The 17,973-nt window shown below is 42.4% G+C and carries 11 protein-coding genes; 6 read left to right on the forward strand and 5 right to left on the reverse strand.

Features of this window, described 5'->3' with window-relative positions; all coding sequences use genetic code 11:
* Positions 1-18: 18 nt before the first annotated feature.
* Positions 19-984 (forward strand): 2,3-diaminopropionate biosynthesis protein SbnB, encoded by a 966-nt coding sequence (locus tag NST34_RS10875; protein ID WP_341127759.1) that lies wholly within the window; start codon positions 19-21, stop codon positions 982-984.
* A gap of 265 nt (positions 985-1,249) precedes the next feature.
* Here NST34_RS10875 and NST34_RS10880 read toward each other — a convergent pair whose 3' ends face one another.
* On the reverse strand, positions 1,250-2,992 hold the full coding sequence (locus NST34_RS10880; RefSeq protein ID WP_341127760.1) for an SGNH/GDSL hydrolase family protein: 1,743 nt from the start codon (positions 2,990-2,992) through the stop codon (positions 1,250-1,252).
* A 238-nt stretch (positions 2,993-3,230) separates the two neighbouring features.
* On the opposite strand from NST34_RS10880, the gene NST34_RS10885 reads away from it, so the two are divergent.
* The gene (locus NST34_RS10885; RefSeq protein ID WP_341127761.1) at positions 3,231-6,086 is read left to right on the forward strand and encodes a glycosyl hydrolase 115 family protein; all 2,856 of its coding nucleotides are present in this window, start codon (positions 3,231-3,233) and stop codon (positions 6,084-6,086) included.
* Between the two features lie 55 nt (positions 6,087-6,141).
* Here NST34_RS10885 and NST34_RS10890 read toward each other — a convergent pair whose 3' ends face one another.
* The 4 genes from NST34_RS10890 to NST34_RS10905 form a co-directional block, all read right to left on the reverse strand.
* On the reverse strand, positions 6,142-6,921 hold the full coding sequence (locus NST34_RS10890; protein ID WP_341053829.1) for a helix-turn-helix domain-containing protein: 780 nt from the start codon (positions 6,919-6,921) through the stop codon (positions 6,142-6,144).
* 94 nt (positions 6,922-7,015) lie between these two features.
* On the reverse strand, positions 7,016-7,636 hold the full coding sequence (locus NST34_RS10895; protein ID WP_052404243.1) for a TetR/AcrR family transcriptional regulator: 621 nt from the start codon (positions 7,634-7,636) through the stop codon (positions 7,016-7,018).
* Between the two features lie 44 nt (positions 7,637-7,680).
* Positions 7,681-8,871, reverse strand: a complete 1,191-nt coding sequence (locus NST34_RS10900; RefSeq protein ID WP_341127762.1) for a pectin acetylesterase-family hydrolase — start codon at positions 8,869-8,871, stop codon at positions 7,681-7,683.
* Positions 8,872-9,039: 168 nt separating this feature from the next.
* Positions 9,040-12,171, reverse strand: coding sequence for an alpha-mannosidase (locus NST34_RS10905; RefSeq protein WP_341127763.1), 3,132 nt, complete (start codon positions 12,169-12,171; stop codon positions 9,040-9,042).
* Positions 12,172-12,419: 248 nt separating this feature from the next.
* Here NST34_RS10905 and NST34_RS10910 point away from each other — a divergent pair, with 248 nt between their 5' ends.
* From NST34_RS10910 to NST34_RS10925, 4 genes are all read left to right on the forward strand, one after another.
* Entirely contained in the window at positions 12,420-14,234 is a 1,815-nt protein-coding gene (locus NST34_RS10910) for a sensor histidine kinase (RefSeq protein ID WP_081382735.1), read from the forward strand.
* Positions 14,234-15,802 (forward strand): response regulator transcription factor, encoded by a 1,569-nt coding sequence (locus NST34_RS10915; RefSeq protein ID WP_341127764.1) that lies wholly within the window; start codon positions 14,234-14,236, stop codon positions 15,800-15,802. The genes NST34_RS10910 and NST34_RS10915 overlap by 1 nt, the downstream gene beginning before the upstream one ends.
* Before the next feature lie 328 nt (positions 15,803-16,130).
* The gene (locus NST34_RS10920; RefSeq protein ID WP_042193664.1) at positions 16,131-17,012 is read left to right on the forward strand and encodes an ABC transporter permease; all 882 of its coding nucleotides are present in this window, start codon (positions 16,131-16,133) and stop codon (positions 17,010-17,012) included.
* Between the two features lie 19 nt (positions 17,013-17,031).
* Positions 17,032-17,955: a carbohydrate ABC transporter permease gene (locus tag NST34_RS10925; RefSeq protein WP_076283087.1), complete on the forward strand. Its 924-nt coding sequence runs from the start codon at positions 17,032-17,034 to the stop codon at positions 17,953-17,955.
* Positions 17,956-17,973 lie beyond the last annotated feature (18 nt).

Genomic DNA, 17,973 nt, shown 5'->3' on the forward strand with positions numbered 1-17,973 from the left:
TCATAAGGAGGTGACGGTATGCTGTACTTAAATGATCGAGATATACGGGCAGTAGGTGTTGATTGGCCTATTCTTGTGGAATCGGTAGAGACTGCTGTGGGTATCATCGATTCAGGTGATTATGTCCAGCCGATAAAGCCCTACCTAAGGTATAAGAGTCCACAAAACCGGATTATTGCAATGCCCGCTTACGTAGGGGGAGAGGTGAACGCGGCAGGGATAAAGTGGATTTCTAGCTTCCCAGATAATATTGAGGCTGATCTTCCTCGCGCGCATAGCATCATTGTATTGAATGAACCAAGTACAGGCCGGCCTTCAGCCGTCTTGAACTCTCCGCTTCCCAGTATTATTAGGACGGCTTCCATCAGCGGACTGATGATTCGTTACTTTTTGCTGGCGCGTTCAGTGGAGCGGATTCATCTAGGCATTATCGGCTGGGGACCGATTGGGCAGTATCATTGTCAAATGGTTACGGCTTTGTACGGGGATCGAGTCGAACGTATCCGGATTTTCGATATCAAGGGAGTAGACTTATCAGGAATCTCATCTTTCTATAGAAATAGGATAGAAGTGGCTGAGACGTGGGCGGACGTTTATCAGCATTCGAATATCTTTATTACTTGTACTGTATCCGAACATCGGTATATCGATCTGTATCCTGAAAAAGGTAGTCTTCTGTTGAATGTTTCACTGCGTGATTATAAGCCGGAGGCGTTAGCTTCGTTAAAAGCCATTATCGTCGACGATTGGGATGAAGTGTGCCGTGAGAACACGGATATTGAGCAGCTTCATTTGGAGCAGGGGCTCACTCGTGCTGACACCCAGATGATTACCGATGTTGTCTTGCGCCACAGCCTAGCTGAATTCGGCGAAGATGAACCGATCTTCTTTTGCCCGATGGGGATGGCCGTCTTTGATATCGCTACAGCGGTGTATTACGTGAACAAGGCGAGAGAAAAGGGGATAGGGACCGAGCTGGAGTAAGGAGAGCAAGAATGAGAGCAATTCTGTCCATATAACAGCGATAACCCGCTTATTGAGCGGGTTTTTCATTATGTTATGCACTAGTATATTGGTTTCATATGGATATGTTTGCAACGTGGATTGCTGTCTATTGTGATTGGTTGATTAAGTCGGCATTGTTTATTTGGCGGTATATTAGTGGGAAATGGACAAAATTCCAAGCGATACAATAAAGACAGCCCTGATGAAGAATACATCGGGGCTGTCTTGCAACTGGTGCAACTGATTAAAGGGTATAACCGAAGCCTAGTATAGTAAAACACTTATCCTGATCTTCGGGCACCATTTTGATTTCTATCTGATGCTCACTGCTAGCTTCGTTTTGATATAGAATTACCGGATTGCAATGTGTCCAGTTGTTCACGTGAGGATCAGCAGTAACTGCAAGGCTGCCGTCTACGAAGATATCCGCCTTGCCGAATTCGCTGCTGCCGGAATCCTTGTATACGAGGATGAGATTTTTACTCGTTATTGTCAGCTTGAAGCTTTCTTCTCCAGACGCTCTTGAATGCATCCAATTATGAGGGAATTCCGGAGTACCGTGAGAGTCAGCATCCATTTCTACCCGCTGCAAATCGGTATCGATCCCCGAAAATCCGCCTACTTCGATCTTACCTGCGTCAAAATAGTTTTTTCGATCCAGCAGGAGGGTTCCTGCAAAATCATTCCCGATAACTGGTCGTTGATCCAATAAGATCTCATCTTCATTCATTAGTGATTTATGGGTTTCGGTGAATAAATAAGCGAGACAATCAGCCATTACCCGGTGCCCCTCATTTGTCGGATGATAGATATCATAGAAAAATTGCCGTTTAGAGATGATGTTGCCTTCAGCTTTACTCAGGCGGAACTGCTCGGATACGGCATCCTTTACACTAACCATAGGAAGATTATAATGGCGGCCAATGGGGGAGAGCCGATCCTGCAGGTTCCAGTCATTCATAAACACACTGAACAGAAGGATTACGGCTGGCTGATGATCGGCGGAAAGTATTTTTAAGCATAAGCTTTCAAAACAATTGCCTTTCGTTTCATCTCCTTCGTCGTTTACCGCAAATTCCACTACCACGATATCTGGTGTTACGGAACCGTCTCTAAGAATATCTCTTTCATAACGGATGACGCCAAGCTCGGAGGGTGTTCCGCCGACCCCAGCCTTCACAAAATGGATGTTCTCGCCACCCTTTGTGCCGAATAAGTCTTTAAATCTTAAATACGACTGATAGGCATAACATTCCGTGTGTATCGGCTTAGCACCGGCTCCTTGAGTAATGGAACCTCCAATATAAGCGATCGTGACTTCCTCGCCCTTTATAGCCTTATTTATGGCAGCTTTTAATCTTTTATTATTACCAGCGTGCAGCAAGGATTGTGTAATGATCTTTTGGTACTCATTCGATTCAAAAGCAACTGGTGGTTCAAGGATTAGCTCTGGAACAGAATAACCGTCATGCAAATAAAAAATAACACTCGCAATCGCCATTTCGCCTGCGTGATTAAATTCAAAAGCAAATTTTCCGAGCACATCATCTTCTTCAGAACCCGGACAATCTGCTAACCTCAAAATAACCTCTGAACCATCGGCGGGGCAGGGTACACGTAAATAACTGCCGGTTTCATATTTACTAGTTTTGCCCCAGTGCTGCAATAAAAAAGTGACTGGATCTTCCTGCGCGTTAGTCCTTCTCACGGATACTCCGATACTATGGACCAATTTGCGAAATCCAGTGCTGCTCCCCAGAAGCTCCAGAATCGCCTCGTCTGTAACACCGCCTATAAATCTGGTCTTGTCGATCAGATAGTTACCTTCCAGATAAACTTCCTGTGACGGTTTGCCTTCGGCTCTTGCTGTTGCTTCAATTGCTGTTTCATACAGCACAAAAAAGCCGTTTCTACGATCAGCCGGGTCCTTTGGAGCCTTCGGACCTTCAATCTGTTCGCCTGCAATGAGTTCGTTATTCTTTTCCATATGGATCATCCTCGCTTTATAAGGTTCTCTTGTTATGGATGCGCTTGCAAAAGAAATGATTCTGCTACAAGGGAATACCTGTTAACAGTAACACCAAATATCTAGATTGTTCAACCAATAAACAAAGTTTCATTTAATAATTACAAAAACTTGCTAGTTTACACATGGAAGTTGAAATCGCTTACTTATATAATGTGCCTAGCCATACGAAAATAGGATGCTTAAGGGGAGAATAATCATGCCTACGCAGGAATTAAACCTTGTGAAGCAGGGCAAAGCTGCTAAGATTTACGTGGATCCCAAAGGGAAGGATTATGCCGGTTTGCGCCGCGTGGCTCAGTCTTTTGCAGCAGATGTTAAACAGGTAACAGAGGTTGAACCTGAAATACATACACAATTGAAGACATTGGATGGAACCGTTGTAATCGCTGGATCGATCGGCAGTAATGAGCTTATTGATCGTTTAATTGCAGAGGGGACATTGGATGTGTCTGCGATCCAAGGGAAAAGGGAATGTTATAGGATTCAGGTAGTTGAAGAACCGACAGCAGGAGTGGACAAGGCGCTCGTCATTGTGGGAAGCGATAAACGCGGGACGATGTACGGGATTTATTCTATCTCTGAAAAAATTGGTGTTAGTCCGTGGAAATATTGGGCAGATGTTATACCAGAGAAAAAAGCAGATTTGATCTTACCTGATAGCCAGCTACATATGATTTCCAAAGAACCTTCGGTTAAATACAGAGGGATTTTTTTGAATGACGACTGGCCGTCCTTGGGCTCTTGGGTAACTCAAAGATTTGGTGATTTTAATGAAGATTTCTATGACAAGGTGTTTGAACTAATTCTTCGATTAAAGGGGAATTATTTATGGCCAGCGATGTGGAGTGCCGAATTCAGCCTTAACGGTAAAAACAATCCAATCGCCAACGCCCAGCACGCACAGGAATACGGCATTATAATGGGAACCTCCCATCATGAACCTTTATTTCGGGCAGGCAGTGAATGGCAGAAGGTATACAACCAATATGGAACAAGTAACTTATGGGACTTTGCCCGAAACAAACAGGCTATTACGGATTTCTGGGAAGATGGAATCAAACGGAATCAGGATTTTGACAATTTAATTACATTAGGGATGCGGGGAGAAAGTGATTCTGCGCTGGAGGGCTCCGACCAGGAGAATATTGACCTGCTGAAGGACATCATCCTTACGCAAAAAGAATTATTAAAGAAATATAATCTTGAGCACTCGCCCCAAATTCTAGCCGTATACAAGGAAGTGGAGAAGTATTGGTATGGCACTGCTGAGGTTGAAGGCTTGAAGGACTGGGAAGTCCTGAATGAGGTTACGATCCTGCTGGCAGATGATAACTTTGGCAATCTCCGCAAAATCCCAACGGAACACGAACGCGATCGAAGTGCAGGATGGGGGATGTATTATCATTTTGACTATCATGGGGGTCCACATTCCTATGAATGGTTAAACACGATTCCGCTGGAGAAGGTTTGGGAGCAAATGTGTATGGCATTCGACTATGGCATCCGTGATGTATGGATTGTGAACGTCGGGGATTTGAAGCCTATGGAATTGCCTATTTCCTACTTTATGGAATTGGCCTATGACTTTGAAGCTTGGGGTACTGGAGCGATTAATCGGACTGAGGAATATACCAATCGTTGGGTAGAGCAGCAGTTCGGATATGCACTGGAACATGAGACATGCCTGGGCATCGCGCAATTGCTGAGTGAGTATACCCGAATGAACGGCCGCCGCAAGCCGGAGATTATTTATCCGTCAACCTTCAGTCCAATCCATTACAATGAGGCACAGAGAGTGCTGAAGCAGGCGATTAGGATGGAGAATGCCGCTGACCAATACTATGCTCTTATTCCTGAATCATTAAAAGATGCGTACTACCAGCTTGTATATTTCCCTGCTGCTGCATCAGCCAATGTGCTCAAAATGCAAATATATGCTGGACTTAACGAGCTATATGCTGGACGAGGCAGTGTATTGGCCAATACCTACGCTACCCTGACTCATGAAGCCATCGATAGGGATAAACACCTGGAGCAGGTTTATAATAACGAAATTTCAGAAGGAAAATGGCAAGGAATGATGAGTTCCCCTCATGTCGGGTATGTTCACTGGAATGCAGAGGGGTGGAAATATCCAGAGGTGAGCACTTTGATTCATGACAAAGGTTCTATAATGATTATTGATGTGGAAGGTACGGAGCAAGCGTATATTTCGGGTACGGCAAAGCTTCCTGTATTTACAAATCTGCAAAAAGAAAACTATTGCATTACTATCAGCAACGGTGGAGAAGCGGGCTTTGAATATCAGGCAAGTAGCAGTGCAGCTTGGATCAAGCTTGAGAAAACATCGGGGTGGATCAAGGCTGGGGAGACCTTACAGGTTTCTGTAGATTGGGAAAAGGTTCACGAGATATCGACGGGTGAAATTACACTCTCTGGTGCCGGGGGCATCGTTAAGGTGAATGTAGCTGCGGACTGGACTGACATTCAGGATGTGCCAGCGATGACCTTTATCGAGACGCATAATAGAGTGTCCATTGAAGCGGAGCATACCTCAAGTCGTGTTGCACAATCAGGGGTGGACTGGAAGACCATTGCTAACTATGGGCGTTATTTATCCTCGGTTAAAATGTTTCCGGATACGGTATCTTTTGAACAGCCGGAGAATGCGCCTTATCTGGAATATCAGGTTTTAGTACAGCAGAATGCAGATTACAGCTTAACCGCGTATATTGCTCCGACAAACAACCTGTCACAGTTCAGTGGATTAAAATATGCGGTAGGTTTCGATGCACAGACGCCAGTGATTACTGATGCTTTACCTACGGATTTTGCGGGCGGCAATCATGATAATGAACCGTGGTGCCGCGCGGTTATGGATAATATTCATACCGTGACCACAAGTCATGCGTTAACAAAGGGGATTCATACCCTCCGCTTTTACGGATTGGATGCAGGCCTGGTCCTGCAAAAGCTTGTGTTGTCCGCTGCGGAGCTGCCTTATTCCTATTTGGGCCCAAAGGAGAGCTTCTATACTAGGGGGACGCACTAATTCATAGTTAGAGCTAATTGAAGGGCTGAATCCCCGAATGGTTCAGGGGCCTCCGTTATTTCAAGGCAGATGACGGAGGATAACCCTTGATATTTTTGAAAACATTACTGAAGTAGGCGACATCTTGATAACCACAGTGCGCTGCTACTTCGGACACATTGAAGCCACCTGCGGACAGAATCATCTCAGCATTGTTCACTCGTACTTTATTTATGAATTCCTTATAGGTGGAACCGGTGTTTTGCTTGAACAGCTTGCCAAGATATACAGGATTTAAGGCAACCAAATCAGCTAGTTCCTTGATCGTAACTTCCTCCGAATAATGATCCATAATATAGGTCATTACTTTTTGGATTCTCAGATCGATCAGAGGTGTCTCTTGATGGTGGGTTATGCTTAACAGGCGATACACAATGAGTTGAAAAATGGCTCTGGCCTTCATTTTATAAAAAGGCTGTTTGCCCATCCATACATGCGAGAAATCTTTGATGTCCGCTAGGATCTCTTTAGTTCTCCAGTTTTTGGTTACGGTCTCAAAAGGGAGCTGCACATGATTGTCCTCCCCTTCCCAGAAGAAATTAAACGCAAAAGAACGCATGGGTGCCTCCTTAAAAGTCTGCGCTTCCCGAATACTTCCGGAAGGTGCATAGAGCATATCACCAGCTTCAACCGTAAATTTCTCCCCATTAATAAAATAGTTTGATTTCCCTTCCACAATGAAGGTAAGGTCATGGAAATCAATTTTGCTCCTCGTTATCTCCCAATCCGGGAAGGATCTGCGGTCGACGAACAAAAAAACGTTCGGAACTAGATTCTCATATTTGCCAATGTCCATTTCAGCCATTGCTCCTTCCATATAACTAGAGCCGTACGAATACCGATTGGTATATTATACCGAAATGAAACCTATTACGAAAAGACTCTTTTAATCATCGGGAATGCCGTACGCCATGCATAATGAAATCCTTGAATTGTCGGTCTGTTGCCCGGTCTTCCTCCGTAACCACACCGCCCCGCTGATGCGTAATAATAACGGCTTTTTGTAAATACATGAAATACAGGTGGGTGGACTTCTGCAGAATGTTCAACCACTTATTTTTTTCCTCCGGAGCCACTGCTATTGTGTCAAGCAGTATAAGTCGCGAATACCAGCCTTCCATAGCCTTCTTAAAGTCAGGCAGTTCTGCAGGATTTTTAGAAAGTGTGCTGTAGTAAACTCCAAAAATGGCATCATAGTAGATCAGTGATTCCTGATGATCTCTTAAAGCCAAATATTTATCCAGAATGTTCTCCAGTGATTGTACCGGCTGTTCAAAATCAAAATCAAACAGCAGCTGTCCAAACATCCGCTCCAGGTTAAGGACATAGATTTGAGCGGCTAATTCTTCTTTGTCCTTATAATGATGATACAAAGTGCGCCGGGAGACCCCGGCTTGTTCTGCAATTTGAGCCATATCCGTGCGCTCAATACCTTGAGCACAGAACAAGCTTAGCGCTGTATCCTTAATGATCTCCCTCGTCATTTGCATCTGCTTTTCACGCAAATTCATTAATTTTCTCTCCTGCCTTGTGCGAGTATTTCGCTAATTCTGTGCTATTTCTGAGCTGGCTTCGACGTCATGAGGAACTTGCTGCCCACTGAATAGGGTTTCTGATGGTTGACTGCATCACCTAGCCATTTCAGAAGCTTCACACCATCTTGTTCAGCCTGAAAGAAGGTCTCTCTGGTTGCAAAAGTGTGCGGGGTTGTACCCGTCTTAGCATTTAGCCCATAGTCGGTCAGATAGTAATAATAATTAGGTAAAGTGGCAGCCAAAGAAGATACAGATTGCCGCATTTCCTGTGACCATTCATTAATAATGCGTTGATCTCTGGGCCCCTTGTAATCATTGATGTTGTTCTGAAAGTGGATCAGAATCTCGTCAAATACCGAGTAGGATTGCAATATTACCGCATTCGCAGGCAGTAGATGACCGTTCGCTTTAAATGCTGCCCCGATGATATCCGCTTCAGGGGTATACCCAAAGTTCTTAACGAAGTCTGCCTGCCATTCCTTATTCACAACATTTGGCCACTTGTCTGATTTCAGGAATGAACTATCTGAATATTGGAAGATCTCGGAGTCTTTGTAATGAGAGGCGATCTCCGGAGCCCAGAAGGCGGACCCGAATCCACCAGCACTTTCACCTGCAATTAGCAGTTTGCCGGGCTTTTCCACGTTGGCATATATCCAATCAAGGCTGCTTCGCACATTATTGCTGCCGTTATAACGCATTGTAAAGGTGCTGCCGTCCTCTTTTTTATATTCAGCCGTACGGTTACCGATATGGAAATCACCCGTCGAATAGGGAAGGTAGACCACATTCCATCCATGAAAAGGATTGGCAGGGTTATCCGTATCCATCATGCCTCTCAGCAATGTCAGCATATAGAAGGGGATGTTCTGGAAATAGTTGCCCGTATCTCCACCTTTAATGAAGTTCATTAGCTTGATTGGGTGCGCGGCGCTTTGGGCATCCCAACTGGCCCCTCCCCCGGAAAAGAAGATGATCCAGTTATTAGTCTCCCCCTTTTTATTCCAGATAAAATACTCTGATCCATCACTTGAAATGACATTTCCGTCCAGCTTGACTTTATTCCACTCATAAGGCTTCACTTCCGTGATTACGGGGGTGGCGGTGGCCGGTCTCTTGATCACAAAAGCGCTAATCGCAAGAATAGCAATCAAAGCAAGGCTCAATAATCCAACGCATGTGAATATCGTAATTTTCCCCATTCTTCTCATATACATCTCTCCCTTAATTGGAGTATACGCTACGGTAACTCATTGCGCAATGTGTATACTTAAATTCAAAATAAACAATCATAATCGAAAAACGGGGTGTCCTCGCAGCCTTTTATACATGGCTACAGGGACACCCCGATTTTGTATGTTACTCCATTTAATTAGATTCTACACTTCGATTTCAAATGTTCTAATTTCGTAAGGTTCAAGTACAAAGGTAATGACAGGTTCAGTGTGAACCTCACCTCCAGGACGTTCCATTAGATTACACTCTTGCCACGAAATAATGTTCAAGTCGCTCGTCATATCAATCTGCTGGCGGCTTCCGGAATAGTCGTGAACACGTACAACTAATTTTTGACCATCTTCAGATTTCTTAAGGGCAGATACCATAACCGTATTCGTAGAAAGACGAATCATGGACTTTGTTTCTACTTCAGCTTGCCCCATGGTGCTCCGCAGTGGATTGTTGATGGACCAGGCTTGACGGACGGTATCACCTTGTAGCCAATCCCCAGTATGAGGCAGGATAGAGTAGGTGAATGAATGTTCGCCTTGATCCGCATCAGGGTCAGGGTGTGTTGCCGATTTGATTAGGGATAGACGCATCACATTATCCTTGATGTCGTAGCCATATTTGCAGTCATTCAGCAAGCTAACGCCATAACCACGATCTGATAAATCTGCCCACTGATGACCCACAGTCTCGAATCTAGCGTAATCCCAGCTAGTGTTCCAGTGTGTTGGACGCTTAACATTACCGAACTGGATATCATAAGTGGCTTCGGTAGCTCGTATCGCAACAGGGAAGGCTACTTTCATTAGCTGTTTTTTCTCATGCCAGTCTACGTTCGTCACGAAGTCGATACGACGATGCCCAGCGTGTAAGATCATTTGCTGTTTAATCGTGGAATCCATATAGCTCCATGTGAATTGCACTATACAACGCAATGAACCATTTTCTATGACTTCAATGCTAGTGCAGTCGATCACTTCGCGCATTTTTTGCTGATAGTAGATGTCAATGTCCCAAGCTTCATGTGCTAATGGTTTATCCTCAAACACTTGGAACACATTACCGTGACTTCCATTAGCTAATACTTGACGCTGTTCGTGTTTATCATAGATGGATGACAATTGACCTTGCTCGTTCCACGCTATTTCAAGGTGAGGCGTTGAAATTCCTGATTCATTCAGCTTGAATGGAGTGCTTAGTGGCTCAGAATTCACATCTGCCACGAAGGAGATGGTGGTGTATCCGAGAGAAGGAATGTCGGACACTTCAATGATCCAACGGTCACCTTCACGCTGAGCTTGTAATGGTTTACCTTCTGTGTTTATCCAATGTCCTGTTTCCATGCCAGGCTCTATAGTAATTTCTACGAGCTCAGTTAATTCCCAAGAAGCATTGTTCCAGATGGTATATTTACCGGCTTCACTTCCGTTCACTAGTGCCTTCGTAGATTGTTCCCATACAGATTGACCAATGGCTTCGGCTTGAGCATATTCAATCGTACTGTCTTCGTACACTTCACGAATTGAAGAACCAGGAATAATATCATGGAATTGGTTACGCAAAATAATTCTCCAACCCTCGTCTAAATCGGTCTGACGATAGTTCGACCAATCTTCAGACACCACACTTTGCAGTGCGTTTAGCCATTCCGCCTCGCGGTATAGCAGTTCAAGCTTGCGGTTCATCCGCTTATTGTAGGCTTGGCTAGTGTACGTGCCACGGTGATATTCTAAGTAAAGCTCACCATCCCATACATGGACATAACGATCTGTATTAGCAACGGTTTCTTGCAGATTACGGAAGTAATCTCCTGCTGTTCCTGTTTCAATCTTCGGTAGTCCTGGGAGATCGTTGAGTCTGCGGCGCATCTCGAGCATTTCGCGGTTAACCCCGCCGCCGCCATCACCATATCCGTAAGAAAGTAATAAATTGCGATTCACTTCTTTATCCCGGTACGTATCCCAAATTCCTTTTACAGTCTTAGGAATGATGCGGCCATTATAGGTGTAGAACCAAGAATCTTCTTCAGACCAAGGCTCTGGTGTTGTAATGAAGTGTGTTAATACTTCAGTGCCATCAATACCGCGCCATTGGAAGGTATCATGTGGCATGCGGTTGTATTGATTCCAGCTAATTTTCGTGGTCATAAACGTATTAATTCCTGATTTTTTTAGAATTTGTGGCAAGGACCAGCTGTAGCCAAATACGTCCGGCAGCCATAAATAATCACATTCAACACCAAATTCATTACGCAAGAAGCGAGTACCATATAGCAATTGACGGACAAGAGACTCACCTGAGGTCAAGTTACAATCTGCCTCGAGCCACATGCCACCGCCAGCTTCCCAGCGTCCTTCAGCAACACGTTCACGAATCTTCTCGTAGATTTCTGGATAATCGTTTTTGATATATTCATAGAGCTGAGGTTGAGTCTGTAAAAAAGTATAGTCAGGGAACATTTCCATCAGACGGAGTACGGTCGAGAAGGAGCGCGCACATTTCTCACGGGTATGCTTCAATTGCCATAACCAAGCTACATCAATATGGGTATGACCAATACAGGTAACAGTAACTGGCGAAGACTTTTCCATTTTATTAATTTCATCACGCAAATAATTACGAGCTTCCTCGATCGAATCGTAGAAGACCTCTGAACCTGGACGAGACCAGTCAATCAGAAGAAACGAGCGGTCTACTGTACTTAGCAGCTGTGTATATTCTGGTGTTTTTGAATCGAGTACGTTCAGCGTCTCAACTACAGCAAGTGCAGTAAAGTAGAAATCATCCGTTGCATCGTCAAGCCAACAAATTTCTGCCATACGAATGCCATGTGTTTGATCTTTTTTAGGACCGCCACCTTCTAGTCCCGACCATAAACGGAAAGTAAGTGGAAGCTGCGTACCTACCGTTTCATCCGGCAAGAACACTTCTGTATGATTGGAATCTACACCTTGATAGGGTTTACCATTGTAAAAGAATAAAGATTCAAAGCCGGAATTGTTTCCGGCACCTGTCTCGCCAAAATCAAATCGACCCAGTACCCTGCGTCCTGTCCAAGAGGCGGGTACGTCTATCTGTGTCGTTAGCCATAAATACAAATCGCGGCCTTTCCAGGTATCGCCAACTTGTAGCTTAGACCATTCTCCATCCACGGGTGGTTCCGCTGCAATTTCACCTTGTTCGTCAATCATAGAATTGAAAAAAGGAATGTGTATTCGATCCCGGTAACGATATTCGGAAATCTCGTTTAGTTGGGAGTTGAGTTTACGTTTGGTTAGAAACATGAGTAATAGCCCTCCATTATCTTGATGGGGGACGAGGATTATAAGACTTATAGGGTGATTACAGGTTTGTTTGGGGGGTAGAAACCAACTATAGACGATTTTTAGCGAGATGTAAACTCATGATAAAGAAAAAGGTTGTAAGGAGGAAAGATTTACATCTAAAAATGAATGCGCTCCCATTGCACAAAAAGAAAGGTGGTGTTAAGCTTCTAATCCTAAAGGCTAGATTTTAAAGGAAGGTGAATTTGTTGAATATAAAGAAATTTTATCAAAATCATTTACGAAAAAAACTGTTTAATAAAATTTTAGCTATATATTCATCCATCATCATTATTACGCTCATTGCCTCTTCCATTACCGTTTATAAATACTATGAACAGACGATCACGCGTCAACATGTTGATGCTAATCGAGAGGTACTGGATTACGTGAGTTTATATATGAATCAGCAGTACGAAGGGATTCAATTGGCCATCCAGCAAATTTATAGTGATGCTTCTGTAAGTGAGGATTTGTCCTACTTTTTGCAACATGATTATGGAGATTATCTTAAATATCGTTTAGATCAGTTTGCTGAAATTGGGAGCTTTGTACCCCATACATTCGATACTTACTTCAAAACGTATTTGAATCAGAAAAGTGGTATCTCTGACGTTATCTTATACAGCACTGAGAAAGAATTTTATTATTTATATAAAAATAATACACGACAGCTCTACAAAAGAGATATAGATATTTCGGAGCAAAAATCACCCATACCCAAGAATGGTTGGGTTTCGCATGAAAAAAAATTATTACTTAAGGAAATAAGGGAAGACAATAACAATTTGTATACGATGACTAGGGAGCTTAAAGATCCGATTTCATTGAAAACGATCGGTATGCTCATTATAGATTTTGATGCTGAACTTATTTCAAAATGGCTTGGTACGAAAGGTACAGAGAATAATGGTCAAGTATTGGTTCTAACACCAAGCGGTGACGTCATATATGATTCCTTAGGAAGGTATATGGGACAGCAGTATCCGCATATCGCTGGTCTTTATTCAGACAACTGGACTGCACTGGATGGACTATCCAAAGTTAACTTAAATACAACGAATAGCTCAGGTCTTATTGTGGCAGGAATCATTCAGAAGTCGCAGGTCAATAAAGAAATGGTGGTAGTACGAAATTGGATTATCGGGATTACGGCAGCACTAATTGTTGCGGCAATGTCCATTACATACGGAATAATTTTACGTTTCTCTAAAAAAGTGAAGATCATTGTCAAATCTATGAAGCGCTTACAGGAAGGCGACTTAAGCACGCGCATTCATCTTAACCGGGAGGATGAATTGCAGCTTATTGCCAACAATTTTAACTATATGTGTGAAAGACTAGAGCTGTATATTAATAAAGTTTACATTTCAGAAATTACGCAAAAAAATGCAGAACTCGTTGCTCTTCAATCGCAGATTAATCCGCATTTTTTATATAATACGCTTGAAGCTATAAGGATGCGGGCTATTTCGCAAGGTGCGAAGGATGTAGGTCAGATGATTTACATTTTATCTACGTTATTCCGAACGATGATTAAGAAAAGTATGGTTGTTACCATCGCTGATGAGATTGAATATTGCAATCTATATCTTGAGCTGTTTCAGATTAGGCATAAAGATAAGCTTCAAATCGAGTCGCGAATAAGTCCAGTGGCTATGAATTGTTCTATCGTTAAACTGCTGATTCAGCCGGTCATTGAAAATTATATTGTTCACGGATTCAGGCCCGAACGCTCCGATAACTTAATCCGCATTGAAGTAACTGAATCAGACGGTAGCATTCAAATTGCTATTAGAGATAACGGAAATGGGATTATTCCCAGCAAGCTAACGGAACTTCAAAAAACACTTCAAGTCAGTATGCGAATGGATGCACCACCTTCCTCGCTTGGACTATGTAATGTGAATGAGCGAATTAAGCTTTATTATGGGATTGAATATGGATTATCGATTGCTAGTGAGATCGGTGTAGGAACAACAGTCATCATGAATATACCAGTGGTAAGGGAGAGTATTAAATAATGCACAACATACTTATTGTGGATGATGAACCTCTTATTCTCGAAGGATTACGTTCAGTGATCGAATGGGAAGATTATGGACTAAGAATCGCAGGGCAAGCGAGTAATGGGGAAGAAGCTTTAGAATTTTTGCATAGCCATAACGAAGCCATTGACATATTAATTACAGATATTACGATGCCGAAGCTAACGGGACTTGAACTCATTCAACAAATTAAGTCTTTTGATTCAAAAATGAGATTTATTATCTTAAGCGGCTATGAACAATTTGAGTATTTAAAAGCTGGAATGAGTCTAGGCATTGAGAATTATATTCTTAAACCCATTAACATAAAAGAATTGGAATCGACCATTGAGCAAATTGTTGAGGTCCTCAATCAAGAGGATGTTGAACAATTTCATGCGAAGGAGGATCAGCAAGTTTTACGTAACAATATTCTAAATCGTTGGGTCACTGGAAATATAGATCGACAGGAGCTATTGCATCGTTCAAAAGTCTTAAATATTTCCTTGGACTGTTCATGTTTTACGGTGGCTGCGATTCGGCTTATTACGGAACATGAAGAGGACGAGAGTCAACTGCACCCTAATCAACTTATGGAAGAATGTTATCGTATCGCAGTGCAGTCCGTAGCAGAGCGCGGAACAGTTATTGTATTTATAGATATGGAAGGTGATCTTGTTCTTATTGTTGCGGAGTCGGCTGAAGATGAGAACAAAGAAGAAATGTATTGCATGCTGCAACAAGTGCAATGTGAGATTATGCATGAATTAGGAAAGTCTGTCTGGATTACGATAGGAAGTAAGGAATATACTTTTCAAGAAGTACCACAAAGTTATAAAAAAGCGAAAAGTTTATATGTGGATCATCTGATGCTGCCGGGCTACCCGATTATAGATGTGGACCAACTATCGAAGATGGTGTTACACGAGGAAAAGCTCGAAATTGATTATGAAGCATTTACTAAACTATTATTATCTGGAGAGCGTGAGGCGGCAAATCAATTTATCGCAGAAACATTCCAAAAGCTGTTCGGATGTGGCGTGATTACACGCATTGATAATTACAACGTAGCGATTGAATTAATGTTGATCGCTAAGAATATGGAGAAAAACTGTAATTTCAGTGCTGTGTTTAATCCTTTGCTACGCATCCATACCATTGAGCAGTTGCTTCATCATGTGCAGGAAAGTGTGAATGAAACGCTGGACCAATTATCGTTAGTGAGTGATGAGCTCAGTCCGAATATGAGATATATGGTGGATCAAGTGAGCAAACATTATAGAGAAGAACTATCTCTGAAGACGCTCAGTCAGCGAATGAATATGCATCCTACTTACTTGGGACAGCTATTTCAGAAGGAGATGGGGCGAAGCTTCTCTGATTATGTGAATCAATTCCGAATTGAAAAAGCAAGACAACTGCTGCTTCAAACTACGTTATTAACCAATGAAATAGCAGCTGAAGTAGGGTATCTAGATCCAGCGTATTTTTATCGCCAGTTCAAAAAATCAGCAGGCATATCTCCAACAGAACTTCGAAATATGTATAAAAAAGAAAAGGCGTAGGATTTAGGAAATGTTCCCGGGTATCACGTTCAAGTGGAGGGTTCACGAACGTTGGTCACGAGAATGTTTCCTTTTTTTTGTTCAAATCTTAAGGGATTTCAAGCCTCACGGAGGTCATTTTTTCTTGCGATCTTTAATTTTTACATATCATTCTGGAGTTTTTCAACTTTATGAAACCGCTTTTATAGCGCAGAATTAAAGATAGTTAAAGGGGCAAGGAAATAAGATCGAAAGGGTATTACGGGGATTGTTTGGGGATAGAGAAGGGGGATGTGGAATAGTGTCTGCATTTTTCAAAAGCTTAAATAAGGATAAAGTACTGTGGTTTATGGTATTACCAGGGACAATATGGTTCCTAATCTTTTGTTACTTACCGATGTTCGGAACCATTATTGCATTTAAGGATTTCAAGATTCATCGGGACGGATTCTTTGCAAGCGTTTTAAATAGTAAGTGGGTTGGCCTTGAAAATTTCAACTTTTTGTTCTCGACAGAGGACGCCTATATTATTACAAGAAATACGATACTGTATAACGTGGCGTTGATCTCTCTCGGTTTAGTTCTTGCGGTGGGCATTGCAATCACCTTGAACGAACTTGTGAACAAACGGATGGCCAAAGTTTATCAAACGGCGATGTTTATGCCTTATTTTCTTTCTTGGGTTATTATTAGTTTCTTTACATTCAGCTTCCTAAGTGTAGATAAAGGGATCTTGAATCAAGTGATTGTTTACTTCGGAGGCGATCCTGTTTCCTGGTATGGTGATACTCGCTTTTGGCCATATATCCTAATTTTCATGGGAATTTGGAAATCAATTGGTTATTCAAGTGTTGTTTACTTAGCGGCTATAGCGGGTATCGACAAGTCCTACTATGAAGCGGCAATGATTGATGGGGCCAGCAAATGGCAGCAAATTAAGTTTATTACACTTCCTTTGCTTAAACCTTTAATGGTAACGCTAACTATTCTAGCGATTGGTGGTATTTTTAGATCTGACTTCGGTCTATTCTATCAAATACCTCGGGATTCCGGTGTTCTATACTCCGTAACGAATGTTATCGATACTTATATCTATCGAAGCATGAGTACGACAGGAAACCTAGGGATGAGTACAGCAGCGGGTCTATATCAATCGATCGTTGGATTTATCATGGTAATTGTAACGAATTCTATTGTGAAAAAGATCAGCAAAGAAAACGCGATATTCTAGAAAGGAGTCAATTGACGTTATGGAAGTATTCAAACGTAAGCCGAAAGAAGTCGACAACAACGCCATTACTCCTTTTTGGAATGTGGTACTCAATATTGTGATTGGAGTTTTCGCCTTTACCTGTGTGTTTCCGTTCTTGTTTGTCATAGCCATTTCTTTTACAGATGAGAAAGTACTCGCTTTAAATGGATTTAGCTTAATTCCAGAAAAATTTAGTATGGCGGCGTATCAGTTTATTTTTAACACAGGTGATCAGTTATTTCGTTCCTTTGGAGTTACCTTACTTGTTACTGTACTAGGTACGCTCATTAGCTTATTTCTAATTACAACTTACGCCTATGTTCTTTCTCGAAGATCATTTCGCTATCGTAATTTTTTCAGCTTCTTCGCCTTCTTCACGATGTTATTCTCAGGCGGAATGGTTCCAAACTATATTGTGGCCACACAGTTTTTACATTTGTACAACACGATATGGGCTTTAATATTGCCAATAGCGATGAATGCCTTTTTCATCCTAGTGATGCGGACCTTCTTCCAGACTTCAGTGCCTGATGCACTCATTGAGGCAGCCAAAATCGACGGTTCAGGGGAGTTTCGGACATTCCTGCAAATTGTACTTCCGATCTCATTACCGGGGATTGCAACGATTGGATTGTTCTGTACGCTGGGCTATTGGAATGATTGGTTTAATGCGCTGCTGTATATAGATGATGCGAGTCTTGTACCGCTCCAAGCGATGCTGATGCGAATTCAGAATAATATGGAGTTTGTTATCCAGAACAGCATGCAGATGGGATCAAGCTTTGAGATTGCTGCGACATTGCCGACAGAAACCGTTCGTATGGCGATGGTTGTACTGGCGACCTTGCCTATAGCACTAGCGTATCCCTTCTTCCAAAAGTATTTTGTAAAAGGCTTAACTGTTGGCTCTTTAAAAGAGTAACACTACTAAGATGTATTT

The sequence above is a fragment of the Paenibacillus sp. FSL H7-0714 genome (genome assembly GCF_038003765.1).
Taxonomy (GTDB): Bacteria; Bacillota; Bacilli; order Paenibacillales; family Paenibacillaceae; genus Paenibacillus_AQ.

Excerpts from the sequence above, each read along its gene's own strand:
- NST34_RS10895 (WP_052404243.1), bottom strand. The coding sequence starts at position 7,636 with ATGAATTTGCGTGAAAAGCAGATGCAAATGACGAGGGAGATCATTAAG.
- NST34_RS10880 (WP_341127760.1), bottom strand. The coding sequence starts at position 2,992 with ATGGAAAAGAATAACGAACTCATTGCAGGCGAACAGATTGAAGGTCCG.
- NST34_RS10905 (WP_341127763.1), bottom strand. The coding sequence starts at position 12,171 with ATGTTTCTAACCAAACGTAAACTCAACTCCCAACTAAACGAGATTTCC.
- NST34_RS10900 (WP_341127762.1), bottom strand. The coding sequence starts at position 8,871 with ATGAGAAGAATGGGGAAAATTACGATATTCACATGCGTTGGATTATTG.
- NST34_RS10890 (WP_341053829.1), bottom strand. The coding sequence starts at position 6,921 with ATGGACATTGGCAAATATGAGAATCTAGTTCCGAACGTTTTTTTGTTC.
- NST34_RS10915 (WP_341127764.1), top strand. The coding sequence starts at position 14,234 with ATGCACAACATACTTATTGTGGATGATGAACCTCTTATTCTCGAAGGA.
- NST34_RS10920 (WP_042193664.1), top strand. The coding sequence starts at position 16,131 with ATGGTATTACCAGGGACAATATGGTTCCTAATCTTTTGTTACTTACCG.
- NST34_RS10875 (WP_341127759.1), top strand. The coding sequence starts at position 19 with ATGCTGTACTTAAATGATCGAGATATACGGGCAGTAGGTGTTGATTGG.
- NST34_RS10885 (WP_341127761.1), top strand. The coding sequence starts at position 3,231 with ATGCCTACGCAGGAATTAAACCTTGTGAAGCAGGGCAAAGCTGCTAAG.
- NST34_RS10925 (WP_076283087.1), top strand. The coding sequence starts at position 17,032 with ATGGAAGTATTCAAACGTAAGCCGAAAGAAGTCGACAACAACGCCATT.